The sequence below is a fragment of the Desulfococcus sp. genome (assembly GCF_041737845.1).
Taxonomy (GTDB): Bacteria; Desulfobacterota; Desulfobacteria; order Desulfobacterales; family Desulfococcaceae; genus Desulfococcus.
Map to the genome: position 1 here is coordinate 1 of NZ_JBGSQX010000037.1, position 26,872 is coordinate 26,872.

Genomic DNA, 26,872 nt, shown 5'->3' on the forward strand with positions numbered 1-26,872 from the left:
GCGGCTTCCTCGATCACCGGCCCCTGGCCCAGGCGCGCCGGGCCTTCGACATCGCCCCCGGCGCCCAGGTTTCGGGCTGCCTCGGCTCCGGCGTCCGTCAGGCCGATGCCTCCCGCCAGGGTTCTGACTTCCAGAGCGTCCAGCCCCATGAGCGACTCGGCGATTTTCAGGGATTCCGGTTTTTCCAACCCCATGGCGGTGCCGATATCATACATGGACATCTGTTTGGATGTGCTGCCGCCCAATCCATCGTATAGCGCGAGGAGAAATTGTTTCTGGTCTTCTTCCAGTTCCATCTGTGTCATGATCGATCGTCCTGTTGGGTGTTGGAAAGTGCTTCGGAATTCCGGTAAAACTGATTGGTTTGAACAGAAACCGGATCATAAGTCAAGATCTGTTATGATCTGAGAAACGGCTCCTCCGTCTATGATTTCAGATGAACGGGCGGGATCGCGGATAGGGTGTCCCGCCGGGCGACGTCCCCTTGCTTCGGTCTTCCGGAATCGTTCGGGCGCCGGTGAAAGAACGTTGATCTTTTTGGGGTGATCCTCTATATTGCAGCGGTTTTTCGATAGACTTTCAGATAATGATTTTGGCAAGGCAGAGGGGGGAAGGCGTATAGGTCATACGTCGACGATCGATAACGCAGCCAAAATCTTTATCTGGAAGTCTATAACCGGAAGGAAAGGCGCTTGATGGATGTCGCAAGATTCAGATCCAAGGGGATTCGCCCCGTGAAAATGCCCCCTCCGCGGCGCCCTCCGAATAAGTGGACGGTTTTCGTGGTCGTTGCCGTGGGCGTGTTCATGTCCACGCTGGACGGCAGCATTGTCAACATCGCCCTCCCGACGATCATGCATGACCTTTCGGTGCCTCTGTCCACCGTGGAGTGGGTGATGATGATCTATCTCCTTACCGTTTCTTCGCTGCTCCTCAGTTTCGGGCGCTTGAGCGATATTCGGGGGCGTCGCTGGGTCTATACCCGAGGGCTGGGGGCTTTCTCCGCGGGATCCTTATGCTGCGCCCTCGCCGACAATGCCTGGTGGCTCATCGGATCCCGGGCGTTTCAGGGGGTCGGGGCGGCCATGGTGATGTCCTGCACCCAGGCCATCGTCGCGGATGCGTTTCCGGAATCGGAGCGGGGAAAGGCCCTGGGAACCCTGGGCGCGGTGGTGGCGTCGGGCCTCATGGTTGGGCCGGCCCTGGGTGGATGGATTCTTCATATCGCATCCTGGCCGTTCATTTTCTGGATCAACATCCCCATCGGCGTTGCGACGGCCCTGTACGCCAACCGGCTGTTGAAGAGCGGCGGGTGCGATGGGGTCCGGCGGGAGTCTTTCGACGGCTGGGGCGCGCTCCTCCTGGCCCTCTGCACGGGGGCGCTTTTGGCCGCCGTGACTCACGGATACGACTGGGGATACGCCAGTTTTCCCTTTCTTTCCCTGATGGCGCTGAGCCTGCTTGCGGCCCTGGGGCTCATCTTCCAGGAAGGGCGGGTGAGGTTCCCCCTGATATCGCCGTCGTTGCTGCGGATCCGGCTGTTTGCCCTGCCGGTACTGGCGGCGATGATCCTCTTCGCGGGCCTGTTCACCATCATCTTCCTTATGCCCTTTTTCCTGATCCATCCCTGCGGGTTTTCCTCCCGGGAAACCGGCCTGATCATGGTGACCCCCTTTGTTTTCCTGTTTCTTTTCGCCCCGGTTTCCGGGGCCCTGTCCGACCGGCTGGGGTCCCGGTGGCTCTGTACGACCGGCATGGTGATCCTGACGGCGGCCTTTGTTCTGCTGTCCCGACTGGAGCCGGATTTTTCAAAACTTCAGATCGCCTGGCGAATGGCCGTGAGCGGCATCGGCGTGGCCATGTTTATCGCGCCCAACAATGCCGAGGTCATGAGCGCCGTGCCGTCCAATTTCATGGGGGTCGCCGCCGGGACCGTGGCCACGGTCCGCAATCTGGGCATGGTGACGGGAATCGCCCTGGCCGGAACCCTATTCAACAGCGTCTTCTATTCACTGAACGGGGGGCTTCCCCTGACCGTTTACAGGCCGGAGTTGGAACCCGTCTTTATGGCGGCATTCCGTTTCGCCATGATGTCCGGAGTCGCCATCGGCGGCGCCGGCATCCTCGTAACCTTCCTGCGCGGGCCGGACAGAAGAAAGCGTTCCAAGTGCTGAGGGGGATGTTTCAGGATTGATGAAAAACAGGATTGTCAAAGCAGTGTTGTTCGATTTTGACGGGACATTGACATGTCCGGGGGCGCTCGATTTTCCCCGGATCAAGCAGGCGGTCGGGTGCCCCCCGGAGCAGCCGGTTCTGGAATATATCGAGGCGATTGCCGATCCCGCGGCAAAAGCCCGGGCCCACCGTATTCTGGAAGATTTTGAAATGGCGGCGGCGGAAGTCTCCACACCCTGCGCCGGGGCGGAACAACTTGTCCAGTGGTGCCTGCGGCGGGGGGTGCGACTGGGCATCCTGACCCGGAACCTTCGGGCTTCGGTGCTGAGAGCCCTCGAGAACTTTTCCGCCGTCGACGCAACGGATTTCGAGCTGATCATCTCCCGAGAGGACCCCGTCGCCCCCAAGCCGCATCCGGAGGGTGTGGTGACCGCGGCGGCCCGCTTCGCACTGGATCCCCGGGAGGTGGCGGTGGTGGGGGATTTCGTGTTTGACATCCAGGCGGGAAACGGCGCCGGTGCCACGACCGTGTGGCTCGACCACGGCCTGTCGGCAACCCTGCCCGGCCAGCGGCCCTTCCAGGATTTGAGCGACCACCGGGCGGCGGATATGGATGAGGTCAGGGATGTGCTCAGGCTCTATCTTCCGTTGTCCGGAGGCAAGTTCCCCAACGACCTGTTGAAGAAATATCTGGATGCCTTTGACTTTCGGGACCCGTCCGTCATCATCCATCCGGGCATCGGCGAAGACATCGCCGCAGTGACGGTAGCCGGCGAGGAGGTGCTGATTCTCAAATCCGACCCCATCACCTTCGCTACGGATGCCATCGGACAATACGCGGTCCTGGTCAATGCCAACGACATCGCCACCTCCGGCGCTGTCCCCCGGTGGCTGCTTACCACCCTGATGTTTCCCCTGGGCACCACTCCGGCACAGGTTTTCGAGGTGCTGAACGACCTGGAGGCCACCTGCCGAAACTGGCGGATCACCTTATGCGGCGGGCATACGGAAATCACCGACGCGGTGACCCGCCCGGTGGTGACGGGCATGCTGGCGGGCACCGTGGCGAAAAAGGACCTGGTGGACAAGGCGCGGATGCGCTCCGGGGACGTCGTATTGCTGACCAAGGCCGTGGCCGTGGAGGGGACGAGCATCATTGCCCGGGAGTTTGGGGAAGAACTGAAAAAGCGGGGCATGACCGAGGCGGAGCTTGGCGTGTGCCGCGGCTTTTTGAGCCGGATCAGCATCCTTAAAGAGGCCCGGATCGCCGCGGCGTCCGGGGGGATCAGCGCCATGCATGACGTGACGGAGGGCGGGCTCTCGACGGCCCTGGAAGAGCTTTCCATCGCAGGCGGCCATGAAATCCGGGTGATGGTGGAGAATATCCCGGTTTTCCCCCAGACCCAGAAAATCTGTGACCTGCTCGATATCGCGCCATTGGGCCTGATCGGGTCCGGGAGCCTTCTTATCGCGTGCCGCGAAACAAACTGCCAGTCCCTGATCCGACAAATCCATGCGGCGGGGATCCAGGTCACCGTCATCGGCAAGGTCCTCGATCCGGGACATGGCATCACCGCGGTCCGGGAGGGCCGGCCTGCCGACTGGCCCCGGTTTGAGACGGATGAAATCGCCCGGGTGTTTGACAGGTTTAAGGGCTGAGGGCCAGAGGCTATGGGCTATGGGCTATGGGCTTCTCTCGCCCCTCGCCTCTTGCCCCTCAAAAAAGGAGATATACGGAATGTTACTGGTAATCGACGTGGGCAATACGAATACGGTGATGGGGATCTACGACGGGCGGACCCTCGTCCGGGCCTGGCGCATCCGGACGGAGAAGAACACGACCGAGGACGAGTTCAATTTCCTGGTTTCAGGCCTGTTTGCCCGGGACCGGATCGTGGCGTCACAGGTGACCGAGACCATCATTTCCAGCGTTGTCCCCCAACTGGTCAACATCCTGGACGCCTTCTGCCGGAAATACCTCAACCACGCGCCTGTCTGGGTGGACGCCCGGACGGCGGCCGGAATGCCCATCCTGTACAGCAATCCGAGGGAGGTGGGCGCGGACCGCATCGTCAACGCCGTGGGCGCCTACGCCAAATACCCCACCAGCCTGATCATCATAGACTTCGGGACGGCCACCACCTTTGACGCCGTCTCCGAGAATGGGGAGTATCTCGGCGGCGCCATCTGCCCAGGCATCATGATCTCGGCGGAGGCCCTGTTCATGAAGGCGTCCAAACTGCCCCGGGTCGAGATCTTCACCGCGCCGGACCGCGTCATCGGCAAGGACACCGCCTGCAGCATCCAGTCGGGCATCATCTTCGGGTATGCCGGGCTCGTGGACGGCATGGTACGCCGCATGGCGCAGGAGATGGACTCCTCTCCCACGGTGATCGCCACCGGGGGCCTGGCACCCCTGATGGCCGGCGTGAGTGAAACCATCCGCGTCGTCGAGGGCGATCTGACGCTTGAGGGCCTTCGTCTGATCCATGAACGGCAGTTCAGGGTGGAAGGCTGATCCGTCGCACCCATCCTGCTAAATGCCGTTCAGTTTTTCGTACTCCTGGTTGAATACCCGGTAAAAGGCTTCGTGCTCCCCCAGGCCCCGCTTCATGATCATGCCGAACTGGTGGATATCCTGTGGATTGATGATCAGATTCACGCTGTTGTGATAGGCCTGCATATTGTCGCCCGTCATGAACCGGTCGGAGACGAGGATGACGAACATCCAGCGGCGGCTGTCCATGGTGAGCTGGCTGACATATTTAAGGACATGGTTCATTTCCGGGTCCCGGGTCCCGAAAAGTTCATCCAGAACCACCAGATCAAAATCGTGAAACCGCATCTGTCGGAGGGTGTCGCGGGCGGCTGTGGTTTCGAGGGTGTGGTATCCGGCCTCCGCCAGGGCCGCGCGGACCTGGGCAAGAAGGTCTTCCCTGGCCATGCACAGGATGGCCGTCTTCGCACCTTCTTCCAGGAATTGGAATGGATTGACCGGTGCCCCGCCATCCATGCTGTCGTCCGACCCCGCCGCGTCCGGCCCCGCGGGGCGGCTGTTCGGATCACCAGGAGGGTCCGATTTGATGGCATCCACGGTGAACCGTCTGCTGCATCTGGGGCAGTTGAGGGAAAACGCTTTGTCCAGGGGGACCTTTTCGTCGGGGATGACGATCGCTTTCTGGCAATGAACGCAGTTTATTTTCATGCCCTGCCCTCCAGCTCAAGGCCGGTGATATCGGTGGTGGATTCACCGCGTCTGTTTTTGATGATATCGATCCCGCGGCCCACAATAGCCTTTCGGGTGCAGTAGGAAAGGGCGGTATCCTCGCTGATGGCGCCCTTTTCGAAGAGGCCGATGATGTACTCATCGAAGGTCGTCATGCCGAAGGCCCTGCCGGCCTCCTGAATTTCGTAAAAGGTTTTGCCCTCGGACTCCCCATGCAGAATGGATTCCTGGACGCGCAGGTTGGTCCCCATGATGTCGAAGGCCGCGATCCGGCCGCCGCCGAGTTTGGGCAGGAGGCGCTGGCAGACGATCCAGCGGATGGTGCCGGAGAGTCGCATGCGGATTTGCTTTTCCTCCTCGATGTTGAAAAACCCCAGGAGACGCTCGACGCTCTGGCCCGCCGTGACCGTATGAAGGGTACTTAAAACCAGGTGGCCGGTCTCGGCGGCGGAAAGACCGATCTCAACCGTCTCCCGGTCCCGCATTTCACCGACCAGGATGATCTTGGGCGCCTGGCGGAGGGCGGCCCTGAGACCGTGGGCGAAGGTGTCGAAGTCCTTCCCCAGTTCGCGCTGGTTGAAGGTGCTTTTCTTGTGGGGGTGGGAATATTCCACCGGATCTTCCAGGGTGATGACATGGACGGTCTTGGACTCGTTGACGGCGTTCAGGACGGCGGCCAGGGAGGTCGTCTTGCCGCTGCCGGTGGCGCCCGTGACGAAGACGATCCCGTTCCGCTCCTGGGCGATCCTGCCGAAGGCGCCGGGCAGCTTCAGGTCCTCGATGGTGGGGATCTTGGTTTCGAGCTTCCGGAGGACGCTCGAATACATTCCCCGCTGGGAAAAGATGTTGACCCTGAACCGGGCCTTTCCCGGCAGGATGTAGGATAGATCGCACGATCCCTCGCGGATGAGGGTTTCCGTCAGCCGGCGGTTCTTGTTGATCAGGTTGAGCGCGAAGATCTCCGTCTGGAAGGGGGTGAGCTCCTTGAAGCTGGGCTCCATCTCCACGGCGGCAAGCTGTCCGGAGGATTCGACCTGAAAGGGTTTGCCCACGGTGATGTTGAGATCCGATACGTTCCCGTAAGCGTCGAGCATCCGGGTGATGATATAATCGACTTCCTGTTTTCTCATTGCGGCGGACTCCTGATGCGCGCTATGCGTCGGTGAAATCGGAGGGCGGGTTTTTGATAAACGGCCTGAACCGTGATTTGTCGTTGGCCTTGTTGTAGGCATCGTCCGGGCTGATCCAGCCTTTTTCAAGCAGATCCATGATCGAGTCGTCCAGGAGCAGCATGCCGTATTTTTTCCCGGTCTGGATCATGGAGTTGATCTGATAGGTCTTGTTTTCCCGAACCAGGTTGCGGACGGCGGGGGTGGCGATGAGGATCTCCAGGGCCGCGACCCGGCCTTTGATGTCGATCCGTTTGAAGAGGGTCTGGGCGATGACGGCGCGGATGCCGTCGGCCAGGGTGGATCGGATCTGGGCCTGCTGGGTGGCGGGAAACACCTCGATGGCCCTGTCAACGGTTTTGGCCGCGCTGCTGGTGTGGAGGGTGCCGAAGACGAGGTGGCCGGTGGATGCCGCTTCGATGGCCAGGGAGATGGTCTCCAGGTCCCGGAGCTCCCCGACGAGGATGATATCCGGGTCTTCCCGGAGGGCCCCCCTCAGGGCCGCGCTGAAGTTCTGGGTATGGTTGCCCACCTCCCGGTGGTTGACGATGCATTTCTGGCTCGCATGAACGAACTCGATGGGATCCTCGATGGTGATGATATGGTCTTTGCGGGTCCGGTTGGCCTCGTCGATGATGGCCGCGAGGGTGGTCGACTTGCCGCTTCCGGTGGGGCCGGTGACGAGGACGAGGCCCCGGGGCAGGTTGGCCAGTTTGGCGATGACCGGCGGAAGCCCCAGCTTCTCGACGGTCAGGATCGTGCTGGGGATCTCGCGGAATACGGCCGCGCAGCCATTTTTCTGCATGAAAAAATTGGCGCGGTATCGCGCCAGGCCGGGGATTTCGTAACCGAAATCCACGTCGCCGGTCTCCTCGAAGACCTTGACCTTGTCCTCGGGCGTAATTTCGTAGAGCATGGCCTTGAGTTCGTCGTTGTCGAGGATCTTGTACTTGACCCGTTCAATTTCGCCGCGAAGGCGGAGTGCCGGCGGCTGGCCCGATACCAGATGGAGGTCCGAAGCCCCCTGGTCATTCATCAATTTAAAGAATGCATCGATTTTTGCCATGATATTCCTCTACCGGATGAATGGTTGCAAAGGCGTGGAACGGCATGTCGCGATCAGGGCCGCAGCATCGAATTCCCGAGCACATAAAGGCTGGTGACCACAAATTTCTGAAGAAAGATGATGATGAGGAAAATGATGATGGGGGAGAGGTCGATTCCGCCAACGGTGACGGGAAGCCGGTTTCGGATCTGGTGGAGCACCGGTTCCGTGAGGTTGTATATGATGCGGACGATCTGGTTGTAGGGATCCGGATTGACCCAGGACAGGACCGCCCTTGCGATGACGATCCACATGTAGAAAACCAGGACGTAATCGATCACCGTTGAAAGCGCAATGATAAAGTTTCCGATAATAATAGACATGTCCTTCAGATCCTTTGTTGTCTGGTAAGAATGTTCAGATTTGCCACATTGCAGGGGGTCTCCTTCTATGTTGGCGGGAGCTCCCATTGCATGCGGGGTGTTCTGGTCATATTGTTAATACAATGCGTTAGCCTGTTTTGAAAACGGAATATCTCCGGAAATGCTGGGTGATTGTAGTATGGTTTCTGAAATTTAAAACTTTAAACCCATATAAGTCAAGTTATTTCCGTTAAAAGCGTTGACAGGATAACGGGATGAACGGTATTTCAAGGGCTGGCCTCGGGGCCTCAAGATCGAAACAGGAGAAATCATGACCAATCAGCATCGAAGCATCGGTTTTATGGGCGGGGGGAACATGGGGGAGGCGATCGTCGGCGCCCTGCTCAACTCCCGGATATTTCCCAAAGAAAATATCGTGGTCAGCGACGCCAGCGAGGAGCGTCTGAGATATATGTCGGAGGTCTACGGGGTCACCCTCGCCGGCGACAACGCCCGGCTGTTTGCCGAATGCGATATCGTCGTTCTGGCCGTCAAACCCCAGCAACTGACGGGCGTGCTCGGGGAGATCGCCCAAAGCGCAGGCTATGGCGCGGGCGGACGGACCCTGGTGATTTCCATTGCCGCCGGTTTCCCGATCCGGAAGATCGAGGCCCTGCTCTACGGCCCCCTGACGGAAGTCAGGGCCCGCGAGATGCCCATCATCCGGGTGATGCCCAATACGCCGGCCCTCGTTCTGGCGGGGATGTCGGGGATGAGCCCCAATCGGTATGCCGTGGAAGAGGATATCGAAGCGGCCATGGAAATCCTGGGTGCCATGGGCCGGGTCATCGTTTTCGGGGAGGAAAAGCTGGATGCGGTCACCGCCCTTTCCGGTTCCGGTCCGGCCTATGTCTTCTATTTGATCGAGGCCATGACCCAGGCGGGCATCGAAGCCGGCCTTGACCCTTCGGATGCCGCCGCGCTGACCCTGCAGACCCTGGAAGGGGCGGTGAAGCTGATCCTCGCAAAACAGGAAGCCCCCGAAAGCCTGCGGAAGAAGGTGACGTCTCCGGGCGGAACGACCGAGGCCGCCGTCCAGGTGCTGGAAAAAAATAACGTCCGCCGCAACATCATTGAAGCAATCCTCGCCGCAGCCCGTCGGGCGGAAGAACTCAGCCGATAATCCTGAAAGGTCGATGTTGATAAAGAAGAGCATACCCCTCGTCCTCGGCGTCGTTCTGTTTCTGGCATCGCCCGGGATTTCAGCCCAAAGCGGCGGGTTTTTGATCGATGCGTCCCCCCAGAGCACCGCGGAACCGGACCCGTTCGACTTCCGTGCCGAGGCGGTCCCCCCCGTGATGGCTTCGGGAGAGGACGGCGCCATTGTGGTCGCTGTCAGGATTGCATCCGGACACAAGCTCTACGCATCCAAAATGGTGATTGAAGCCGGCGATGCGCCCGGCATCGTTCACGGGGAGCCTATCCCCCCCGAGAGCATCGAAAAGCCGCAGCCGGACGGAAAAACGGCGCGTTTTTATGTGGGCGACGTATCGTTTCGCATGCCGGTTTCCATTGATCCGTCGGCTGCTGCAGGCCCCGTCGCCGTACCGCTGACGGTCCGCTATCAGGGGTGCTCGGACACCCGCTGTTTCCTTCCCCAGCAGAAGCATCTGGAAGTGACCCTCAAGATTGACGCCGCCCCGGCTGCCGGCGCCCCTCCGGTTCAGCCCGCGCTCTCCGGGGAAGCCTCCGGCGGGGCGGAAGGGGATAACCCCTACGAAAGAACGGCACGTCGATTCGGGCTTGCGGGCGTTTTGGCCGCGGCCTTTGTCTGGGGCCTTCTGGCGAGCCTGACGCCCTGCGTGTACCCGATGATTCCCATCACCATGAGCGTTATCGGCGCCGTCAGCACGGGCAGTCTTTCCCGTGGGTTCGGCCTGTCCTTGCTCTATGTGCTGGGCATGTCCCTGGTGTATGCCGCCTTGGGGGTCGCTGCCGCCTGGTCGGGCGGCCTGTTCGGGGCCCTGAGCGATCATCCGGCGGTGCGCATCGGGGTGGCTGCTGTGTTTGTGATTCTCGCCCTGAGCCTGTTCGATCTGTTTCACCTGCGGATGCCCTCCCGGGTGGCCTCCCGGTTGGGGGCGAAATTCGGCGGGGGGGGGATCGGCGTGTTTTTCACCGGTGCTGCCGCGGGCGCCGTGGTCGGGCCATGCGTGGGGCCCCTTCTGGTGGCGCTTCTGGTGTATATCGCGACCCTGGGCGACAAACTGCAGGGGTTTCTGATCATGTGGAGTTTTGCCCTGGGAATGGGGACGCTGTTTCTCGTGATCGGCACCTTTTCCGGCGCCGTCGCCCTGCTCCCGAAATCCGGCCCCTGGATGGAAAGACTGAAGCAGTCCTTCGGCATTTTCATGCTGGGTGCGGCGCTCTATTATGTCGCGCCCCTCCTGCCCGAGAGGATCGTCCTGCTCGCCACCGGCGCTTGTCTGATCGGCACGGGCACATTCCTGGGTGCGCTGGATTCCCTTTCCCCGGAATCCGGGGGATACGCGCGGTTGAAAAAGTCACTGGGCATTCTGTGCCTGACCATAGGCGTTGTCTACGCCGCCCGCTTCGCAATAACCGGGATTGAGTTCTCTTCGACGCCCCGGGGACCCGATCGGGCGGGGATATCCTGGTTCAAAGACGAAGCTGAAGCCATGGCGGAGGCCGGCCGGACCCACAGGCCCGTCATGATCGATTTCTATGCGGACTGGTGCGCCGCATGCGTAAATCTGGACGAGCAGACCTTCTCCGATCCGAAGGTCGTCGCCGCGGCCGGGGGGTTCGTGGCCCTGAAGGTGGACAGTTCCAATGCCGGGGAGCCAGGGGCTGCCTCGCTGCGGAAAAAGTACGGGATCGTGGGCCTGCCGACCATCCTTTTCGCGGACCCCGGGGGGCGGGTGATCCCTGATGAGACGATTACTGAATTTGTTCCCCCGGGGCATCTATTGGCCCGGATGGAAAGGGTTGCGACAGCCGTCTCCGAGTGACCGGAGGCCCTTGATCGCTCCCGGATCCGGAATGTATGCCGCCCGCAGGCATTGCCTGTCAGACATGTGTCAGGAGGAGAAAAGATTGAAATCTGCTTTCAAGTCGATCGGAATCGGGGTGCTGCTGTGCTGTCTTGCGTTTCTTGCGGCGCCTTCGGTTGGAACGTCCCGGGAAAAGGGTACCGCCCCCCAGGGCGGGAAGGGCACCGCCGAATCCAAGATTCGCTGGTACGGCTATGAAGAGGGGATTCGCCGCGGAAAGCAGGAAGGAAAGAAAATCTTCCTGAATTTCTTTGCGGACTGGTGCCACTATTGCCAGGTGATGGAAGAGAAAACCTTCCGGGACAGCGCGGTGGCGGCATACCTGAATGACCACTACATTCCTATCCAGGTTGACTCCGACAGGCAGCAGAACATCGCAAGGGAATACAGCGTCCAGGGGCTGCCCACAAGCTTTTTCATCGCGGAAGACGGGGCGAATATCGGATCCCAGCCCGGCTACATACCGCCGGATCTCATGCTTCCCCTCCTGAAATACATCCACACCGACAGTTTCAAAAAAATGGATTTCAAGAAATTTCAGGAAGGGAAATAGCGTCCGAATCTTCGGCCGAAGGCCCTCCGGTCATCGCCTTCCGATGGAGATGTAATCCGACTGCCCCTGCCTTTTTTTCCGGCGGTGGGCATACCTGCGGAACAGCCGGATGGTGATGGACAGGACAGCAGCGAAGCTGAGCGCCATCAGAGTGACCGGGAACCATACATATCGATGGAATTCCGGGGTTTCCCGGACCACGGACAGGCCGAAAACGCCCAGCACAAAGACCGATTCCATCAGGATGACCGTGACCAGGCAGGCGGCTTCCGAATCGTACCAGGGAACGATGGCCTTTCGGAACAGGGGATTTTCATCGATATGCATGGCGGGTCATCCACCGTGATTCGGGATGTCGCCTATGGGAACCCTGCCGGTGAAGGTGAACGGAAAGTTCCGCCGCCCCCGGCCTGGAACCGCATAACGGATCGCTCCGGACAGTTTACAGTCGATCACGGACTTTTTAAGGGCCGCCGAAATCGCGCCGCCGGCGCGGACCCCTCCGGCCTCGAAGGGGATGGTCATCCGTTTCTGCCCGAGGGCGTCAACGGCGTCGATCGGCGTCAGCCATCCTTTGCCCAGGGTCGTGTCCGCCAGGATCGTCGTGTATTCCAGAAAGCCCTGCGGTGTCGGAAACGGGTTGGGATTATTCAGGATGAGGGTGATGGAGAGGCGCAAATGGCCCGGGGATCGGTCTTTGATCTTGACCGATTCCACCGTGACCGAGGGAATGCGGGGAATTTCCAGCTCTCCCGAGATGTCGTAGGGAATGAAAAATGGGCCGACCGCCATCTCGCCGATCAGGTCGAAGCGCGCATGAGGGGTTTTTTGGAGCGCATCCGCGGTGTCAAACACATCCATGAAATTGAGCGGCAGGGTCAGTTCGACGGTTTCCGACGTGGCCGGGCGGATGAGGATGCCCTGGTCGGAGATCCCCGTGATGAATTTCTGGTCGAGGATGGTCAGGTTGAAGGTCATGTTTTTTACCGAAAGCCCGAGGGGATTGGGATTGTCGACCTGGAAACGGAAAACGGGTTCGGCCTCGAAAAAAGAGGTGAATTTCTGCTCTTTTCCCTGGAACGTGACCTCGGGCCTATCCAGGAGCTGCTGATAGGGGCGCTGTTGGAAGGCTGTTTGGCATCCCATGAAGACCAGGATGACCAGGGCTGATACCGCTGGCTTTCGAAGCATGATCGATTCTCCGTCGGTGTAACCGGGGTGGTGCGCGGAGGACTGCGCTGATCTTTCCATATATCAAACCGGCTGAAATTTAAAGCCCGAATACCGGCCGCCGGGGCGGCACGGCCCGGGGTTCTTTCCCCGGGGGAGGATTGAGGACGATTTTCCAGGGGGCTTGCGGCCGGTTGCAGCGGTTCCCCTCAAGCCCCTGTCGATTTCAGTGTGCAGGCCACCCTGGTGCCAAGGTCGGCGATGCGGCCCACCCCATATTGGACAGGAACCTTTCGCCGCTCAGCCAGATCGGGGAGGAGCGGGTAAAGCCGTTTGGCCACGTCGGCCGGATCCAGAAAAAGCAGACGCTCGGGTGCGGCATTGATAAGTGCCCGGCAGACCTCGTTGGCGTGGATCCTGAGCGAAGTTTCCCGGAAGAAACGGCGGGGGCGGGGCCTCCTGACGCCGCCTGTTGAACCCATGCCGGGCCAGAGGTCCTGCCAGGCCTTGACCAGGGCGCCCCGGCAGTAACGCCCGGGAAAGCGATAGGCTCCGAAGAGGCGGGTCCGGTCCACGAAGAAGGTTCGGGAGAACCCCAGCGTAGCCACGCCCGTGAAACAGGCCGTGGGGCAGAAGAGGTCTTCGCGCGTGCCCGAAAAATCAGCCCATCCCCACGGGTCGATGAGAACGGCCAGGGGGCCCATGCCCAGACCGGAAATGGCGCGGGCGACGCCTCCCCGACCGGTCCAGCCGTCCACGAAGACGATCTTCCGTTTCGGATGGCGCCGCCGGAGCGCGTCGAGGGCGGCGCCGTCGATCCCCAGCCCCACAAAAAGGGAGAGGGCGGCGGCCTTCGCCCCCGGAAAGAAGCGGCACAGCCAGTCGGCGACGGGGACGCCGGCCCTCAGGATGGCCGCAAAGACCAGATGGTCGCCTTGGGGCTCCCACCTTGAAACGGCCTCCGCCAGACACCTGCCCGCTTCCTGAATTTTTTCATCGTCCAGGTGGGCCGCAACACGTTTCCAGAAGGCGTCCGAAAGCCGGGGCTCGGGAGACGGCACGGTCCAGAAGGTGTTGTCGCCGGTGTAGGCACGATCGAGGGGCCTGAAGTGTTCGTGGTCTTCGAACGGATCGATCTCCCCGAGGAATTGGGCGTAAATCTTCTGCCCCCACAGATCGGGCGGTGCATCCGGAACGGTTTTACTCATCGGCATGGCTTTTTCCGGCGATCAGGCCAAGTCCAGGCGACGGGTCTGAAAGCCGATGGCGTTCAGGTGGGTTTGGGCAGCCATGGCCACGGCGTCGTCCATGGGGTCGTTCAGGATGTAAAGCGGCGGACGGAGGTTATGGAGGTTGTAGAGATAATAGTCATCCCCGATATCGAGGCGGTTCTGGATATTGACATCGTCGATTTCCCAAGGGCTCAGGGTGATATGGTGAAGCTGAAGTTTCGGATTGATCTGGATCATTCGCATGCCGAGGTCGACGGCCTCCCCGACGGCAAGGAGGGATCCGTCCAGGCCCGCGGGCAGGCGCATGTCGCTATGCATCTGCCGCCTGAGCGCCGGACGGCGATCGGGAAAATGCCAGTCTGAATCGATGGCCGGGGCGGAGCCCTTGGACCGGGCCCGGGGCGCCGGATCGGTCGTGAGCCGGAAATTTTCCCGGACGGCTGTCAGATCGGCAGGCGGGTTCGGAAACAGGGTATGGACGCTGAAGGCGATGCCGTTCTCCGAAAGAATCGATCGGAACTGCCGCTTCATCTCCGGGGTTTGTGCGTTGGCAAAGGTGACATACCGGACGCGCCGCTGATCCAGCCGCCGGCAGAGATCGAGGGAGAGCGCGAGGAGAGTCTGCCCCGTGGTGATCTCGTCCTCAACGAACCAGAGTTCCGTGGGCCGGGTTTCCGGGTCGGGAAGGCTGTGGTCCGGCGCGTGGGAATGGCCTTCGGAAAAGCGGATGCCTGAAGAGGGCCTCCGGGTGGAGCAGATCCATCCCGCGGCAGGGCAGGATTCGCGCACGATCTGGTGGAAGAGGGCGGAGGGGATGATGCCCGATTCCGCAAGGCCGATGATCAGGGGGGCGCGGGTCAACGGGCGGACCCGGCAGGCGGTTTGAAATACCTTTTTAAGACCGGATTTCCAGAAGCTCAGGGTTGCAGTGCTGGTCCCCGCGACCTTCCCGAGGCAGGAGAAGGTCATGGCGCTTCTGCGCCGCGCATTGTTTCTGCGTCTCAGGTGGTAAATGGGTCTGACGGCAGGCAGACTGTCCGGAGAGCTCCCGGGGTCAACCCGCTTTTTTGTTTTGAAATTGATCCTCATCGCCATTTCGTATGTCCTGAAAGATAAAAAATGACCGAAAACGCTGTCTGAGGGGCCGCAGGAGCGATTCCCCGACCGCCGCTTGCGCGCCCCGGTTCTCGACCGATGCCGCTCTGTATATATCAAATGGAATGCGGAATCAAGAACACGCCTGCCGATTTTGATGGATTGGCCTGGAATCCCGGCGGCTATCCGGGGGAGAAGGGCGTGCCGGGGTCCGGCCTGCCTCCTCCGTACGTCCGGTTCCCCCGCCGCGTTGCGATTCTTGCTTTTTTCCCGCGACGGTTGCATGGTAATGGATGAAACAGCAAGATACGCCGGTCATGGGGCCGCTGGAGCCCCCGCATCCTGAAAACCCCTTGAAAGGATTGGCCATGGACAAGATCCGGGGAGTCGTCGACAAGATCTCTCGGAGCTACAGGACGGACATCTGGCGCGTCAGGATGGAGACGCTTTCTTTTCCTCGCCGTTTGGCCGTGAGGTTCATTCGGGTGTTCCTGGTCAGCCTTCGGGGGTTTCAGTCCTATCATTGCGCGCTCAGGGCATCCGCCCTGACCTTCTATACCGTGCTTTCCATCGTTCCGGTGGCGGCCATGGCGTTCGGCATTGCGGGCGGTTTCGGCTTCGAACAGCGGCTGGAAAAGGAACTGATGGAGAATTTGCCGGGGCAGGAAGCGGTCGTCATCCAGGTGATCGAATTCGCCCGCACCCTGCTGAACAGCACCGAGGGCGGCCTGATCGCCGGCGTCGGCGTGGCGGTCCTGTTCTGGGTGGTCATCAAGGTGATGGGCAATATCGAAAGTTCACTCAATGCCATCTGGGAGGTCGGGAAGGGCCGCTCCATCGGCCGGAAGGTCGGCGACTACCTGGGAATGATGATCCTTTCGCCGGTGCTGGTGATCGTGTCCGGCAGCGCCACCGTCTTCATCAAGACCCAGGTGATCCTGATGACCCGGGAGGTATGGATACTGGGGGCCTTCAGCCCCATGATCTTTCTGGCCCTCAAGCTGCTGCCCTATATCCTGGCGTGGGTCCTGTTCTCAATGGTCTACCTGGTCATGCCCAACACCCGTGTCCGGATTTCTTCCGCCGTGATTGCGGGCGTCATCGCGGGGACCCTCTATCAATTGGTCCAGTGGGGGTACATCAATTTCCAGGTGGGGGTGGCCCGGAACAACGCCATCTACGGCTCTTTTGCCGCCCTGCCCTTGTTTCTGATATGGCTCCAGACCAGCTGGCTCATCGTTCTTTTCGGGGCCGTCATCTCGGCGGCCTGGCAACGGCTCGACGAGCTGGCGATAGACCCGGCCTGCCGGAGGGTGAGCGTCTTCCTCAACCGCTCGATTTACTTGAGAATCGTCCACTGGCTCGTCAGGCGGTTCTGTGACGCGGAGCCCCCCGCCACCAGCGGCGAGATCGCCGCCGCCCTTGGGATCCCCATCGCCATGGTCCGGGAGCTGACAGCGCAGCTTTCGGAGGTGGGGATCCTCTCCATCGTCAGCTCCGTCGCCCGGCGGAAGGGTCAGTCGGTTCCGGATGCCGGGGATGAGGTCGCGTTTCAGCCCGGGAGGGATGTCGCCCTGTTGACCGTGAAGGCCGTGGTGGAGGCCATGGAACACCGCGGGTGCGATACCCTTGCCATGGCATCGACGCCGGCCTTGGCCGAATTGACTGAAATCCTGAAGGAGATGGAGCGGTCGACAGAGACGTCAGCGGCCAAGCGGTTGCTTAGGGACATTGATGGCTGAGGGGCGAGAGGCAAGAGGCGAGAGGCAAGAGGATTAACCAAGGATCTCTCTTAGCCCTTCGCCTCTCGCCGTTCAGCCTAAATCCCTAAATAGGCCTTTTTGACGTCTTCGTTGCTCAGGAGTGCGGCGGCGTTGTCTGCCAGGGTGATGCGTCCGTTTTCCATGACGTAGCCCCGGTGGGCGATCTGAAGCGCCAGGTTGGCGTTCTGTTCCACCAGGAAGATGGTCGTGTTGCTTTCCCGGTTGATCTTTCCGATGATCTCGAATATCTGCCGGATCACGAGGGGGGCCAGGCCCAGGGAGGGTTCGTCCAGAAGGAGCAGTTTTGGCCTGGCCATGAGGGCCCTCGATATGGCGAGCATCTGCTGTTCGCCGCCGCTGAGGGTCCCGCCGGCCTGGGTCCGGCGCTGTGCCAGGATCGGAAACAGATCAAAGATGTGCTCCATGTCCTGCCGGATGCCGTCCTTGTCTTTCCGCAGGAAGGCGCCCATGTCCAGGTTCTCCGCCACCGTCAAAAGGGGAAAGATCCGCCGGCCCTCGGGGACCTGACTGATGCCCATCTGGACGATTTGATCGGGGCTTACCTGGTGGATGGGTTCGCCCATGAAATGAATCTCGCCGGTCCTGGGTGGGGCGATGCCTGAGATGGACATGAGGGTGGTGGTTTTTCCGGCGCCGTTGGCGCCGATCAAGGTGATGATTTCGCCTGCGGAAATCGCTATGCTGACCCCTTTCAGCGCCTGAATGTTGCCGTAATACGTCTGGATGTTCGCGAGCTTAAGCATCGATGTCTTCTCCGAGATAGGCCTTGATGACCGCGGGGTTGCTCTTGATCTCCTCCGGCGTGCCCTGGGCGATTTTCTTGCCGTAATCCATGACGAAGATGCGGTCGGAAAGGCTCATGACGAGTTTCATATCGTGCTCGATGAGAAGCAGGGAGATCTTTTCCTCGTCCCGGATCTTCAGGATCAGCTCGTCCAGAACCTTGGTCTCCTGCGGGTTCATGCCGGCGGCCGGCTCGTCCAGGAGAATCAGAAACGGATTTGTTGCCATGGCCCGCGCGATTTCAAGGCGTCTTTGAGCTCCGTAGGGCAGGTTTTTGGCGAACTCGTTGACACAATGGGCCAGCCCGATCTTTTTGAGGATTTCATAGCTCGCATCCACGGCATCCTGCTCCTCCCTCCGGGTCTGCGGCGACCTGAAAACGGCGCCGGCGATGCCGCTTCGGGTCCTGCAGTGCCTTCCGATCATGACGTTTTCCAGAACGGTCATGTTCTGAAACAGCCGGATATTCTGAAAGGTCCGGGCCATTCCCTTTTCCGTAACGCGGTTGGGCTTGAGGCCGTTGATGCGTTCTTTCCGGGTTTTGCCCCGGGGAGAGATCAGGATATCCCCCGCCGTGGGGGCATAGATGCCGGTGACGCAGTTGAAGAACGTGGTTTTGCCGGCGCCGTTGGGGCCGATCAACGCCACGATCTCCCCCTGCCGGATATCCAGATCGACATGGTCGAGGGCGCGCAGCCCTCCGAAATCCATGGTCAGCTTTCTGACCTCGAGTATGGGTTCCATTGTTTCGATACCCGTTCCGCTATTTTTGGGCTTTGAATTGATAGGACCGCCGGATGCCGCTGATGATGCCCTGGGGCCGGAACACCATCATGATCACCATGACGGCGCCGAAGATCAGCATGCGGTAATCTGAAAAGGCCCTCAGGTACTCCGGCAGGAGGATCAGGATGAACGCGCCGATGATCACCCCGATGATCGACCCCATCCCGCCCAGAACGACGATGGAGAGGATGATCGCCGATTCGAGGAAGGTGAAGCTGGCCGGGTTGATGAAGGTGGTCTTCGCCGCAAAGATCACGCCGACCATCCCCGCCCATGTTGCGCCGAGGGCAAAGGCGGTGAGCTTGGTCCGGGTTTTGTCGATGCCCATGGCCTGGCATGCGATCTCATCCTCGCGCAGGGCGATCCAGGCCCTGCCGATGCGGGAATTCTGAAGGCGGTTGACGACGAAGATGGTGAAGAGGGTAAGCCCGATCATCAGGAAGTAGATGTAGACCGTCGCCGTTTCGAGCGGCATGACGACGCCGAAGAACCCTGGCCGGGGAATATTGGCGATGCCGCTGGGGCCGAAGGAGAATTCGTTCCAGTTCTCCAGGATCAGCCGGATGATTTCCCCGAAGCCGAGGGTGACGATGGCCAGATAGTCGCCCCGGAGCCGGAGTACCGGAAAGCCCAGCAGAATGCCGAAGGTCGCCCCGAGCATGGCCCCGATGGGCAGCGCCACCCAGAATCCGACCCCGAAATGATGGTTGAGCAGGGCGTAACTGTAGGCTCCCACGGCGTAGAAGGCCACGTACCCCAGGTCGAGAAGGCCGGCCAGCCCTACGACGATGTTGAGCCCCAGCCCCAGCACCACGTAAATGAGGGCCGTGGTCATGATGTTGGTCTGGTAGGTGGAAAAGACAAAGGGGAAAAGGCCGACGGCCAGCCCGATGAGGATCAGGGCCGGAACGTAGATGTTTTTTTCCTCCACCAGGCGCTGGCTGAAGGGTTTCTTTTCAATCTCTCCTTCGGCGACCATTTTGCCCATCTGCTTTCGCCGCAGGAGATACCGCCAGAGAAAGGAGAGAAAGAAGCTGCCGACGCCCACGACCGCCATATTCGCCCACCGCCAGTGGATCACCCCTTGAATGGGGTTGACGCGGATGACCATGATGGGAAACGTCAGCATCATGAACCAGACGGCGACAATGAAGGATTGTTTGATTTCCTGTATTTTGCTCGTCATATTCAACCTTCAGCCTTATCTCAAACCTTCTGCGTGGTCGATCGTCCCAGGATGCCGGCGGGCCGGAAGATGAGAATCAGCACCAGAAGGGCGAAGGCGAACACGTCTTCGTAATCGCTCGAAACATAGCCGGTGGCGAAGCTTTCGGTCCATCCGAGCACCAGCCCGCCCAGGACGGCGCCCGGGATGCTGCCGATCCCCCCCAGCACCGCCGCGGTGAATGCCTTGATGCCGGCGATGAAGCCAACGTAGAAATTGATCATGCCGATATGGGAGGCGATCATCACGCCGCCGATGGCGGCCAGGGACGATCCGATGATGAAGGTCATGGAGATCACGCGGTTGACGTTGACGCCGACCAGCATGGCCATGTTCCGGTCCTGGGCCGTGGCCCGCATGGCCTTGCCCATCCGGGTGAATTTGATGAGAACGGTCAGGAGGACCATGACCGCGGCGGTCGTGACGATGATCATCAATTCGGCGGCGCTGATGACATGGGAGATGGGCTCCAGAAAGTCGATCTTGGGGATCAGGCTTGGAAACGGCAGAAAATCGGATGTCTGGGCAAGCAGCACGTAATTCTGAAGGAAAATGGACATGCCGATGGCGCTGATCAAGGGAGAGAGGCGGGGGGCGTGGCGGAGCGGCTTGTAGGCGATTTTCTCCACCGTGAAGCCGTAGGCCGCCGAATAGAGCACCGCCACGATGGTCGCGAGCAGGAGGATGGCCACCTGGTTGATGCCCAGGAGCGTCAGCACGTTCGCAACGATCAGGGCGGTGAAGGCGCCGATCATGTAAATCTCGCCGTGGGCGAAATTGATCAGTTCAATGATGCCGTAAACCATGGTATAGCCCAGGGCGATCAGCGCATAGATGCTTCCCCGGGTCAGGCCGCCCAGCAGGAGCTCGAAAAAATATTCCCAGTCCATAGGATGTGTTTGCCGCTTCCTTCCGACGGGTTCAAGGCGTGTCGGACCGTTGGGTGTTGGGTGTTCGGGGGAGGGCGGGACTGCCCTCCCCCGAAGGGCATTTCTATTTTGATTGACGTGATTCTGATGAGCTAAGAAGATTCGGACGGATCCGGAAGCTCAGGTGCGGCTGAGGGTCAGTTTAAAGAAAGCTCGACATATTTCCCTTTTTGTACCTGGTACATGGAAAAGCCGATGCCGATGGCATCGCCCTTTTCATCGAAGCGGATGATGCCCAGGGGGGTTGCCACGAATTCCGTTCTGAGGGCCTTTTCAACCGCATCGTAGTCGGTGGAGCCCGCTTTTTCAATGGCGTTCAGAATGGCCAGCGCTGCGGAGTAGGCGTTGAGGAAGAAGGCTCCCGGATCCTCGCCGTTGTATTTCTCCTTGTGGGCGGCGATGGCGGCGATGGCGATGGGGTTTTTGGAGGTATCCTGGGGTCCCGTGGCGTAAACCCCCTCGGCGAATTCACCGGCGACCTTGATAAAAGTGTCGTCTTTCACGCCGTCATCGGAGATGAAGGGGATGTCCATCTTTTTCTTGCGCATCTGCATGACGATCTTGGATGCCTCGGGATGATAGCCGCCGAAGATCACGCCGTCCGCATCGGAGCGTTTGATCTTCTGGACGACCGCGGAATAGTCAACGGCGCCGGGGGTGATGCCTTCGTAAAGGACGACCTGCGCTTTTCCGCCGGCTTCGATGAACTGTTTGGCGAATTCGGCCAGCCCTTTGCCGTAGTCGCCCTTGTCATGGAGCACGGCCAGTTTTTTGAGTTTCAGGACATCGGTGGCGAAATTGACCTCCAGGAGGGCCTGGGCGTCGTCGGATGCGATGGTGCGGAAAAAGTTGGGGTAATCTCCGCTCTGGGTCAATGCCGGATTGGTGGCGGAAGGCGACATGGTGACCACCTTCTTGTCTTTATAGATGCCCAGGGCTGCTTTTGTGGCGCCGCTGCAGATATGACCGATAACGGCGTGGGCGCCTTCGGAAACCAGTTTTGTGGCGGTGTTGGTGGCGATCTCGGGTTTGCAGACATCGTCTTCCACCAGAAGCTGGATCTTCTTGCCGTTCACGCCGTTCAAGGCGTTCATGTGGGCCGCCACCAGTTCGGCCGCCCGGACGGTCGGGATGCCGTATGATGCCAGATCGCCGCTGTGCGCGCCCGCGACGCCTATCTTGATGGTGTCTTCGGCCATGATCTGACCGGCCATGCCAAATATCAGGGGCAAGGAAACCAGGGCGATAACAAAGAAACGGTTGAGACGCTTTCTCATCTTCTGCTCCTTTTTCTGTTATGATTCCAAAATAATAAAGCGATTCCGATCCTCCCTTTATAATCAGTGAAAAAAAGTGCGTCAAGATAATATTTGGGGGCACCACCCGCTGTTTTGAGCCGGCCGTTTTGGCGAATTGGTATGCCATAAAAGCGTATTAAATGGTTAGACCGTTGGTATTCGGGGTCTTTGGCGCTTGTGCATCAACCACAAAATGAGAATGAACCGATAATGAAGGTGCCCTGCGCGGATGAAAAAAGTTGTTCGGGTCAAGGAAATGCGTCTTCGATCGGTATCGGGCCAGGATTCGCGCGGTGGCGTTTTTTCCCCGGATTCCTTGACAATGCCGGTCGTAAATGATAATTTGTCGAAAATCACATACTCCCCCATATCGTATTCTCCACCAGATGCCATGGAATGACCGAAATGAGCGAAATCATCGAACAACTGAAGAAGGTTCCCCTGTTTGAAAGCCTCAGCGACGAGGAACTCGAAGCGGTCGGCCAGGTTGTCAAACTGAAATCTTTCCCGAAAAATACCATCCTCTTCAGCGAGGGAGATGAATCCGACTCTTTCTATGTGATCTGCGAAGGGCGGGTCAACGTGGGGATCAATGATGAGGAGGGAAAGGAGATCATCCTGTCGAGGCTCGGCCCCAACGAGTATTTCGGAGAGATGGCGCTGATGGACGGGGAGCCGCGGTCGGCGTTTGTCATGACCAAGGACGCCTGCAGGATGATGATCATCTCAAAGAGTGATTTCAAGAAAATCCTCTCCTCCAAACATGAGGTTATGCTCAATCTTTTGAAGGAACTCCAGAGGCGCCTCCGGGAGGCCAACAAAAAGATCGAGAGTCTTGCCTTGATGGATGTTTACGGCCGCGTGGCCCGTCTCCTGATCCAGCTTGCAGGCGGTTCAGACCCCGGCGTCCAGATCAAAGACAAGCTTACCCACCAGGAGATCGCCAGCATGGTCGGCGCTTCGCGAGAGATGGTCAGCCGGGTCATCAAAGACCTTACCAACGACGGTTATATTTCCATTCGAAGAAAACGGATCACCATTCATAAAAATCTCCCCTACAACTGGTAGGAAACCCCTCTCCTTATCCGCGCGCCACATGCCGGCCGTCTGTCTCGCTGCGACCAGGATCTTCCGTTTTCCGGCGGAACCGGACGCGCATTCCGCCTGATCTTCGAATAGCGTGGAGTGCCGGATTCATCCTGTGCGGATATGTTTGGCCAGGTGGCCCAACTCGGGAAAGATGAGCCTGTCGCAGGCCAGGCGGCAGGCTTTGATGCTTCCCGGCATGCAGAAAACGGCCGTGTTGCCGATAATCCCCGCCAATGACCGCGACATCAGCGCCGCTGAGCCGATTTCGGCGTGGCTGAGCTGGGCGAAAAGCGGGCCGAAGGCCGTCAGTTCTTTTTGAAAGAGGGGCTTGACCGCTTCGATGGTGACATCCTTGGGGCTGGTCCCGGTGCCGCCGTTCATCAGAACGGCATGGGGGTCGTGCTCGCCGATCAGGCCCAGGACCGTCTTGCGGATGACCTGGGCGTCGTCCGGAAGCACCCGGTGGAACAGGACTTCATGCCCTTTCAACCGGGCCTGTTCCGATATCCATGCGCCGCTTTCGTCTTCGGCCGGCCCCCGGGTCGATGATAAGGTGATAATTCCCAATGTCACTCTTGGGAAGGCGCTTTGTTTGTGCTCTTCAACTCCCATTACATCCTCCTGTTTTCTTCATCTGCGGCACCAGCGCCGTTTCTTCCCCTCGGCCGGGCTCATGCGCCGAACCATCCACGGCTTTTCAGGCGGACCGCCCCCTCCGGGCCTCTTGATGCGGATACCTTTTTCCGCGCCATGCCAAACGTGCGGCGCTGCTCGCTGCGTCCTGAACCGTATGGATTACGTATATTCCATGATCCGGTGCTGTGCAAGCTCCGGCTTGGGTAGATCCGGAAAAAAATGGCGGAGGAATCGCCGCCTGCGAAAGCTGATGAGCGGGGCGTCGGATGATTTGTTGAGGATGGCTGCCGAGAATGGGATAATTCGCTTGACCAAATGAAAAGCATATATTATACAAAAGTTAAATCGATGAATAGCATTCATTAATTCATAACCATTCTATATAATATATGTATTTAAAAAGTTATTATGAGACTTAAACAGGCTTGAAACACAGGGAGGTCCGGTGTCATCCGCAGCCAATGACGTCAGTTCATCGGATATTATGCTCGAATTAAAAGACGTGCACATGCAGTTTGGCAAGGTCAAGGCGCTGCGAGGGGTCAGCCTGACGGTGAAAAAGGGGGAGATTCACTCCATCATCGGCCCCAACGGAGCGGGAAAAACGGTCATGCTGAACTGTATCAATGGTCTGTATCGGCCCCAGGAGGGAGAGATTTACTTCAAGGGCAGGAAGATCAACGGGTTAAGGCCCCACCAGCGCGCCCAGCTCGGCATGGCCCGAACCTTCCAGAAGGTGGAGGTGTTCGGCGGGATGACCGTTCTCGACAACATCCGGCTGGGCCGCCACCTCCACTATCGCTCCGGCTTGCTGGGCGGCCTTCTCTACTGGGGAAAGAACGCGAAGGAGGAGATCCGGCACCGGACGTTCATCGAGGAAGAGATCATCGACCTGCTGGAGATCCAGAACATCCGGAACAAGCCGGTGGGCATGCTTCCGTACGGGCTCCAGAAGCGGGTGGAACTGGGCCGGGCGCTGGCGCTGGAGCCGGACCTGCTCATCCTGGACGAACCCCTGGCAGGCCTCAATCTGGAAGAGGTGGAGGACATGGCCCGATTTATCCTGGATGTGAACGAGGAGAAGCAATGGAAAGTGACCTGTCTCCTGGTGGAGCATGACATGGGGGTGGTCATGGACCTCTCGGACCGGGTGTTCGTTCTGAATTTCGGCAGCATGATCGTCGATGATGCTCCGAAGGCGGTTCAGAGCCATCCGGACGTCATCAAGGCCTACCTGGGCGAGGAAGACCTGTATTCAACCCGCAGATAGCGAAAAGGGCACCCATGCGAATATGGAAATCACGAGTGAACTGACGATACCCCAACTGTTTCTTGAGCAGGCGAAGCGCTTCGGAGCCGAACGCACGGCCATGCGGGAGAAGGAATTCGGAATCTGGCGGCCCATCACCTGGAAGGATTACCTGGAAAATGTCCGGTGCATTGCGCTGGGGCTTGTCAAACTGGGGCTCAGGAAGGGGGACAAGGTCGCGATCATCGGCGACAACCGCCCGGAGGGGCTCTTCGTTGAAATGGCGGTGCTCTGCGCCGGCGGTGTCGGCGTATGGCTGTTTCAGGACAGCCTCATGGAGGAGGTCCGCTATATCATCGACCATTCCGACACGCGCTTTCTCTTCGGCGAGGGGCAGGAGGAGGTGGACAAGGGCCTGTCGGTGATCGCTGCCTGTCCGAAGCTCCAAAAGATCTTCTGGGACGACCCCAAGGGCATGCGGAACTATCACGACGACCGTCTGATGGGGCTTGATGAGGTCAAGGCCATGGGGCGGGAACTGGACCGGACGAGCCCGAGCCTTTTCGAGGCGCTGGTCCGGGGCGGACACGGCAACGAAGTGGCCCTCCTGTTCTACACTTCGGGGACCACGTCCCTGCCCAAGGGGGCCCTGCTGTCCCATCATAACATGCTGAGCATGGGAAAGAGCCTCATGGCCGTCGATCCTTGCTACGATACGGACGACTATGTGTCCTATCTTCCCTTTGCCTGGATCGGCGAGCAGATGATGGCGATCTCCTGCGGGCTCCAGATCGGGTATACCATCAATTTCCCCGAGGACCCCGAGACCGGCCAGGAGAATATCCGGGAGATCGGGCCGCACGTCATGTTTGCCCCGCCGCGGATGTACGAGCAGATGACGCGGACGGTTCAGGTCAAGTACCTGGACGCCCCCTGGATCAAGCGGAAGGTATACGAAATGGCTACAAAAATCGGATACCATGTGGCCAACCTCCGGTTCGAAAAACAGCCGGTGCCATGGTACTGGAAGCTTTTGAACGGCCTTGCGTACATCACCCTCCAGAAAAAGCTCAAAGACCACCTGGGGCTCTCCCGGGTGCGAAACGCCTACACGGGCGGGGCGGCCATGGGCCCCGACCATTTCCGGTTTTTCCACGCCATGGGGGTCAACCTCAAGCAGATCTATGGTCAGACGGAGGTGGCGGGCATCTCCGTGGTCCACCGGAGCGGCGACATCAAGTTCGATACCGTTGGATATCCCATTCCCGGAACGGAGATCAAGATCACCGGGGACGGGGAGATCATCTCCCGGAGCCCGTCGGTGTTCCGGGGCTACTACAAGAACCCCGGGGCCACGGAAGAGGCCCTGAGGGACGGCTGGCTCTATTCGGACGACAAGGGGTTCATCGACGAGGACGGCCAGCTGGTGGTCTTCGACCGCTCCAAGGACGTCATGACCCTGAAGGACGGACGCCCCTTCTCGCCCCAATACTTGGAGACCCGAATGAAATTCAGCCCCTATGTGAGGGACTCCTGGGTGATCGGTCACGGGCGGGATTACGTGGCGGCGGTCATCTGCATCGACTATGCCGTGGTCGGCAAGTGGGCGGACGAAAAAAAGCTGTCCTACACCAGCTACCAGGAGCTGTCGCAGAAGCCGGAGGTGCTCGACCTGGTGGAGCGGCAGATCGCCGAGGCCAACAGGGATCTTCCCAAGCCGGCCAAAATACGAAGATTCATCAACCTCTTCAAAGAGTTCGATCCGGATGACGACGAATTGACCCGGACCCGGAAGCTGCGACGGGGCTTTGTCGAGAAGCGCTACGGCGAGATCCTGGAAGGCCTGTATTCCGATACGGAGATCGTGCATTTTGATACCACGATCAATTATGAGGACGGCCGGAAATCCCGCATCAAAACCGATCTTCACATCCGTCGCCTGGGGGAGTGAGCCGACCGGCCGAACCTGGCCGCCGTAACTGGAAGACACCC

The 26,872-nt window shown here is 59.6% G+C and carries 25 protein-coding genes; 10 read left to right on the forward strand and 15 right to left on the reverse strand.

Annotation, left to right across the window (positions count from 1 at the left end; all coding sequences use genetic code 11):
- A partial coding sequence (locus ACEW8N_RS04435; RefSeq protein WP_373498597.1) for a hypothetical protein occupies nt 1-305 on the reverse strand: 305 nt, incomplete at its 3' end.
- Between the two features lie 435 nt (nt 306-740).
- On the opposite strand from ACEW8N_RS04435, the gene ACEW8N_RS04440 reads away from it, so the two are divergent.
- From ACEW8N_RS04440 to ACEW8N_RS04450, 3 genes are all read left to right on the forward strand, one after another.
- Nucleotides 741-2,174: an MFS transporter gene (locus ACEW8N_RS04440; RefSeq protein WP_373498657.1), complete on the forward strand. Its 1,434-nt coding sequence runs from the start codon at nt 741-743 to the stop codon at nt 2,172-2,174.
- A gap of 19 nt (nt 2,175-2,193) precedes the next feature.
- Nucleotides 2,194-3,834, forward strand: coding sequence for an HAD-IA family hydrolase (locus tag ACEW8N_RS04445; RefSeq protein ID WP_373498598.1), 1,641 nt, complete (start codon nt 2,194-2,196; stop codon nt 3,832-3,834).
- A 79-nt stretch (nt 3,835-3,913) separates the two neighbouring features.
- Nucleotides 3,914-4,693 (forward strand): type III pantothenate kinase, encoded by a 780-nt coding sequence (locus ACEW8N_RS04450; protein ID WP_373498599.1) that lies wholly within the window; start codon nt 3,914-3,916, stop codon nt 4,691-4,693.
- Nucleotides 4,694-4,711: 18 nt separating this feature from the next.
- Here the strand turns inward: ACEW8N_RS04450 and ACEW8N_RS04455 are convergent, their stop codons facing one another.
- Genes ACEW8N_RS04455 through ACEW8N_RS04470 form a run of 4 tightly spaced genes read right to left on the reverse strand, consistent with a single transcriptional unit; the run spans nt 4,712 to nt 7,998 of the window.
- Complete coding sequence (locus ACEW8N_RS04455) at nt 4,712-5,380, reverse strand: zinc-ribbon domain-containing protein (protein WP_373498600.1); 669 nt, start codon at nt 5,378-5,380, stop codon at nt 4,712-4,714.
- Entirely contained in the window at nt 5,377-6,531 is a 1,155-nt protein-coding gene (locus ACEW8N_RS04460; protein ID WP_373498601.1) for a type IV pilus twitching motility protein PilT, read from the reverse strand. The genes ACEW8N_RS04455 and ACEW8N_RS04460 overlap by 4 nt, the downstream gene beginning before the upstream one ends.
- A 22-nt stretch (nt 6,532-6,553) precedes the next feature.
- Nucleotides 6,554-7,636: a type IV pilus twitching motility protein PilT gene (locus ACEW8N_RS04465; RefSeq protein WP_373498602.1), complete on the reverse strand. Its 1,083-nt coding sequence runs from the start codon at nt 7,634-7,636 to the stop codon at nt 6,554-6,556.
- Nucleotides 7,637-7,689: 53 nt separating this feature from the next.
- Nucleotides 7,690-7,998: a YggT family protein gene (locus tag ACEW8N_RS04470; RefSeq protein ID WP_373498603.1), complete on the reverse strand. Its 309-nt coding sequence runs from the start codon at nt 7,996-7,998 to the stop codon at nt 7,690-7,692.
- Nucleotides 7,999-8,308: 310 nt separating this feature from the next.
- Between ACEW8N_RS04470 and proC the strand changes: the two genes are divergently transcribed.
- The 3 genes from proC to ACEW8N_RS04485 all read left to right on the forward strand — a co-directional run bounded on the left by proC (nt 8,309) and on the right by ACEW8N_RS04485 (nt 11,604).
- Nucleotides 8,309-9,160, forward strand: coding sequence for a pyrroline-5-carboxylate reductase (gene proC / locus ACEW8N_RS04475; RefSeq protein ID WP_373498604.1), 852 nt, complete (start codon nt 8,309-8,311; stop codon nt 9,158-9,160).
- Between the two features lie 13 nt (nt 9,161-9,173).
- Nucleotides 9,174-11,009 (forward strand): protein-disulfide reductase DsbD family protein, encoded by a 1,836-nt coding sequence (locus tag ACEW8N_RS04480; protein ID WP_373498605.1) that lies wholly within the window; start codon nt 9,174-9,176, stop codon nt 11,007-11,009.
- Nucleotides 11,010-11,094: 85 nt separating this feature from the next.
- Complete coding sequence (locus ACEW8N_RS04485; RefSeq protein ID WP_373498606.1) at nt 11,095-11,604, forward strand: thioredoxin family protein; 510 nt, start codon at nt 11,095-11,097, stop codon at nt 11,602-11,604.
- Nucleotides 11,605-11,634: 30 nt separating this feature from the next.
- On the opposite strand, the gene ACEW8N_RS04490 is transcribed toward ACEW8N_RS04485, so the two are convergent.
- The 4 genes from ACEW8N_RS04490 to ACEW8N_RS04505 form a co-directional block, all read right to left on the reverse strand.
- A complete protein-coding gene (locus tag ACEW8N_RS04490) occupies nt 11,635-11,931 on the reverse strand; it encodes a hypothetical protein (RefSeq protein WP_373498607.1) in 297 nt (98 codons plus the stop codon).
- 6 nt (nt 11,932-11,937) lie between these two features.
- A complete protein-coding gene (locus ACEW8N_RS04495; RefSeq protein ID WP_373498608.1) occupies nt 11,938-12,795 on the reverse strand; it encodes an LEA type 2 family protein in 858 nt (285 codons plus the stop codon).
- Between the two features lie 188 nt (nt 12,796-12,983).
- Complete coding sequence (locus tag ACEW8N_RS04500) at nt 12,984-13,988, reverse strand: cysteine protease StiP domain-containing protein (RefSeq protein WP_373498609.1); 1,005 nt, start codon at nt 13,986-13,988, stop codon at nt 12,984-12,986.
- Between the two features lie 15 nt (nt 13,989-14,003).
- Nucleotides 14,004-15,101, reverse strand: coding sequence for a phosphoribosyltransferase domain-containing protein (locus tag ACEW8N_RS04505; RefSeq protein WP_373498610.1), 1,098 nt, complete (start codon nt 15,099-15,101; stop codon nt 14,004-14,006).
- A gap of 293 nt (nt 15,102-15,394) precedes the next feature.
- Between ACEW8N_RS04505 and ACEW8N_RS04510 the strand changes: the two genes are divergently transcribed.
- Entirely contained in the window at nt 15,395-16,843 is a 1,449-nt protein-coding gene (locus ACEW8N_RS04510) for a YhjD/YihY/BrkB family envelope integrity protein (RefSeq protein WP_373498611.1), read from the forward strand.
- 77 nt (nt 16,844-16,920) lie between these two features.
- Here the strand turns inward: ACEW8N_RS04510 and ACEW8N_RS04515 are convergent, their stop codons facing one another.
- From ACEW8N_RS04515 to ACEW8N_RS04535, 5 genes are all read right to left on the reverse strand, one after another.
- The gene (locus ACEW8N_RS04515) at nt 16,921-17,628 is read right to left on the reverse strand and encodes an ABC transporter ATP-binding protein (protein WP_373498612.1); all 708 of its coding nucleotides are present in this window, start codon (nt 17,626-17,628) and stop codon (nt 16,921-16,923) included.
- Nucleotides 17,621-18,412, reverse strand: coding sequence for an ABC transporter ATP-binding protein (locus ACEW8N_RS04520; protein ID WP_373498613.1), 792 nt, complete (start codon nt 18,410-18,412; stop codon nt 17,621-17,623). The genes ACEW8N_RS04515 and ACEW8N_RS04520 overlap by 8 nt, the downstream gene beginning before the upstream one ends.
- 19 nt (nt 18,413-18,431) lie before the next feature.
- Complete coding sequence (locus tag ACEW8N_RS04525) at nt 18,432-19,640, reverse strand: branched-chain amino acid ABC transporter permease (protein WP_373498614.1); 1,209 nt, start codon at nt 19,638-19,640, stop codon at nt 18,432-18,434.
- 20 nt (nt 19,641-19,660) lie between these two features.
- On the reverse strand, nt 19,661-20,569 hold the full coding sequence (locus tag ACEW8N_RS04530) for a branched-chain amino acid ABC transporter permease (protein ID WP_373498615.1): 909 nt from the start codon (nt 20,567-20,569) through the stop codon (nt 19,661-19,663).
- Nucleotides 20,570-20,745: 176 nt separating this feature from the next.
- Entirely contained in the window at nt 20,746-21,885 is a 1,140-nt protein-coding gene (locus ACEW8N_RS04535; protein ID WP_373498616.1) for a branched-chain amino acid ABC transporter substrate-binding protein, read from the reverse strand.
- A 426-nt stretch (nt 21,886-22,311) separates the two neighbouring features.
- Between ACEW8N_RS04535 and ACEW8N_RS04540 the strand changes: the two genes are divergently transcribed.
- Nucleotides 22,312-22,974, forward strand: coding sequence for a Crp/Fnr family transcriptional regulator (locus ACEW8N_RS04540; protein ID WP_373498617.1), 663 nt, complete (start codon nt 22,312-22,314; stop codon nt 22,972-22,974).
- A gap of 126 nt (nt 22,975-23,100) precedes the next feature.
- On the opposite strand, the gene ACEW8N_RS04545 is transcribed toward ACEW8N_RS04540, so the two are convergent.
- Nucleotides 23,101-23,607 (reverse strand): molybdenum cofactor biosynthesis protein B, encoded by a 507-nt coding sequence (locus ACEW8N_RS04545; protein ID WP_373498618.1) that lies wholly within the window; start codon nt 23,605-23,607, stop codon nt 23,101-23,103.
- 508 nt (nt 23,608-24,115) lie between these two features.
- On the opposite strand from ACEW8N_RS04545, the gene ACEW8N_RS04550 reads away from it, so the two are divergent.
- Together ACEW8N_RS04550 and ACEW8N_RS04555 are read left to right on the forward strand one after the other, a co-directional pair.
- Nucleotides 24,116-24,901 (forward strand): ABC transporter ATP-binding protein, encoded by a 786-nt coding sequence (locus ACEW8N_RS04550; RefSeq protein ID WP_373498619.1) that lies wholly within the window; start codon nt 24,116-24,118, stop codon nt 24,899-24,901.
- A gap of 22 nt (nt 24,902-24,923) precedes the next feature.
- Complete coding sequence (locus ACEW8N_RS04555; protein WP_373498620.1) at nt 24,924-26,831, forward strand: AMP-binding protein; 1,908 nt, start codon at nt 24,924-24,926, stop codon at nt 26,829-26,831.
- Nucleotides 26,832-26,872 lie beyond the last annotated feature (41 nt).

Bases quoted from the DNA above. Each gene is read 5' to 3' on its own strand.
- ACEW8N_RS04440 (WP_373498657.1), top strand. From the start codon at position 741: ATGCCCCCTCCGCGGCGCCCTCCGAATAAGTGGACGGTTTTCGTGGTC.
- ACEW8N_RS04445 (WP_373498598.1), top strand. From the start codon at position 2,194: ATGAAAAACAGGATTGTCAAAGCAGTGTTGTTCGATTTTGACGGGACA.
- ACEW8N_RS04450 (WP_373498599.1), top strand. From the start codon at position 3,914: ATGTTACTGGTAATCGACGTGGGCAATACGAATACGGTGATGGGGATC.
- ACEW8N_RS04455 (WP_373498600.1), bottom strand. From the start codon at position 5,380: ATGAAAATAAACTGCGTTCATTGCCAGAAAGCGATCGTCATCCCCGAC.
- ACEW8N_RS04460 (WP_373498601.1), bottom strand. From the start codon at position 6,531: ATGAGAAAACAGGAAGTCGATTATATCATCACCCGGATGCTCGACGCT.
- ACEW8N_RS04465 (WP_373498602.1), bottom strand. From the start codon at position 7,636: ATGGCAAAAATCGATGCATTCTTTAAATTGATGAATGACCAGGGGGCT.
- ACEW8N_RS04470 (WP_373498603.1), bottom strand. From the start codon at position 7,998: ATGTCTATTATTATCGGAAACTTTATCATTGCGCTTTCAACGGTGATC.
- proC (WP_373498604.1), top strand. From the start codon at position 8,309: ATGACCAATCAGCATCGAAGCATCGGTTTTATGGGCGGGGGGAACATG.
- ACEW8N_RS04480 (WP_373498605.1), top strand. From the start codon at position 9,174: ATGTTGATAAAGAAGAGCATACCCCTCGTCCTCGGCGTCGTTCTGTTT.
- ACEW8N_RS04490 (WP_373498607.1), bottom strand. From the start codon at position 11,931: ATGCATATCGATGAAAATCCCCTGTTCCGAAAGGCCATCGTTCCCTGG.
- ACEW8N_RS04495 (WP_373498608.1), bottom strand. From the start codon at position 12,795: ATGCTTCGAAAGCCAGCGGTATCAGCCCTGGTCATCCTGGTCTTCATG.
- ACEW8N_RS04500 (WP_373498609.1), bottom strand. From the start codon at position 13,988: ATGCCGATGAGTAAAACCGTTCCGGATGCACCGCCCGATCTGTGGGGG.
- ACEW8N_RS04505 (WP_373498610.1), bottom strand. From the start codon at position 15,101: ATGGCGATGAGGATCAATTTCAAAACAAAAAAGCGGGTTGACCCCGGG.
- ACEW8N_RS04510 (WP_373498611.1), top strand. From the start codon at position 15,395: ATGAAACAGCAAGATACGCCGGTCATGGGGCCGCTGGAGCCCCCGCAT.
- ACEW8N_RS04515 (WP_373498612.1), bottom strand. From the start codon at position 17,628: ATGCTTAAGCTCGCGAACATCCAGACGTATTACGGCAACATTCAGGCG.
- ACEW8N_RS04520 (WP_373498613.1), bottom strand. From the start codon at position 18,412: ATGGAACCCATACTCGAGGTCAGAAAGCTGACCATGGATTTCGGAGGG.
- ACEW8N_RS04525 (WP_373498614.1), bottom strand. From the start codon at position 19,640: ATGACGAGCAAAATACAGGAAATCAAACAATCCTTCATTGTCGCCGTC.
- ACEW8N_RS04530 (WP_373498615.1), bottom strand. From the start codon at position 20,569: ATGGACTGGGAATATTTTTTCGAGCTCCTGCTGGGCGGCCTGACCCGG.
- ACEW8N_RS04535 (WP_373498616.1), bottom strand. From the start codon at position 21,885: ATGAGAAAGCGTCTCAACCGTTTCTTTGTTATCGCCCTGGTTTCCTTG.
- ACEW8N_RS04540 (WP_373498617.1), top strand. From the start codon at position 22,312: ATGAGCGAAATCATCGAACAACTGAAGAAGGTTCCCCTGTTTGAAAGC.
- ACEW8N_RS04545 (WP_373498618.1), bottom strand. From the start codon at position 23,607: ATGGGAGTTGAAGAGCACAAACAAAGCGCCTTCCCAAGAGTGACATTG.
- ACEW8N_RS04550 (WP_373498619.1), top strand. From the start codon at position 24,116: ATGCTCGAATTAAAAGACGTGCACATGCAGTTTGGCAAGGTCAAGGCG.
- ACEW8N_RS04555 (WP_373498620.1), top strand. From the start codon at position 24,924: ATGGAAATCACGAGTGAACTGACGATACCCCAACTGTTTCTTGAGCAG.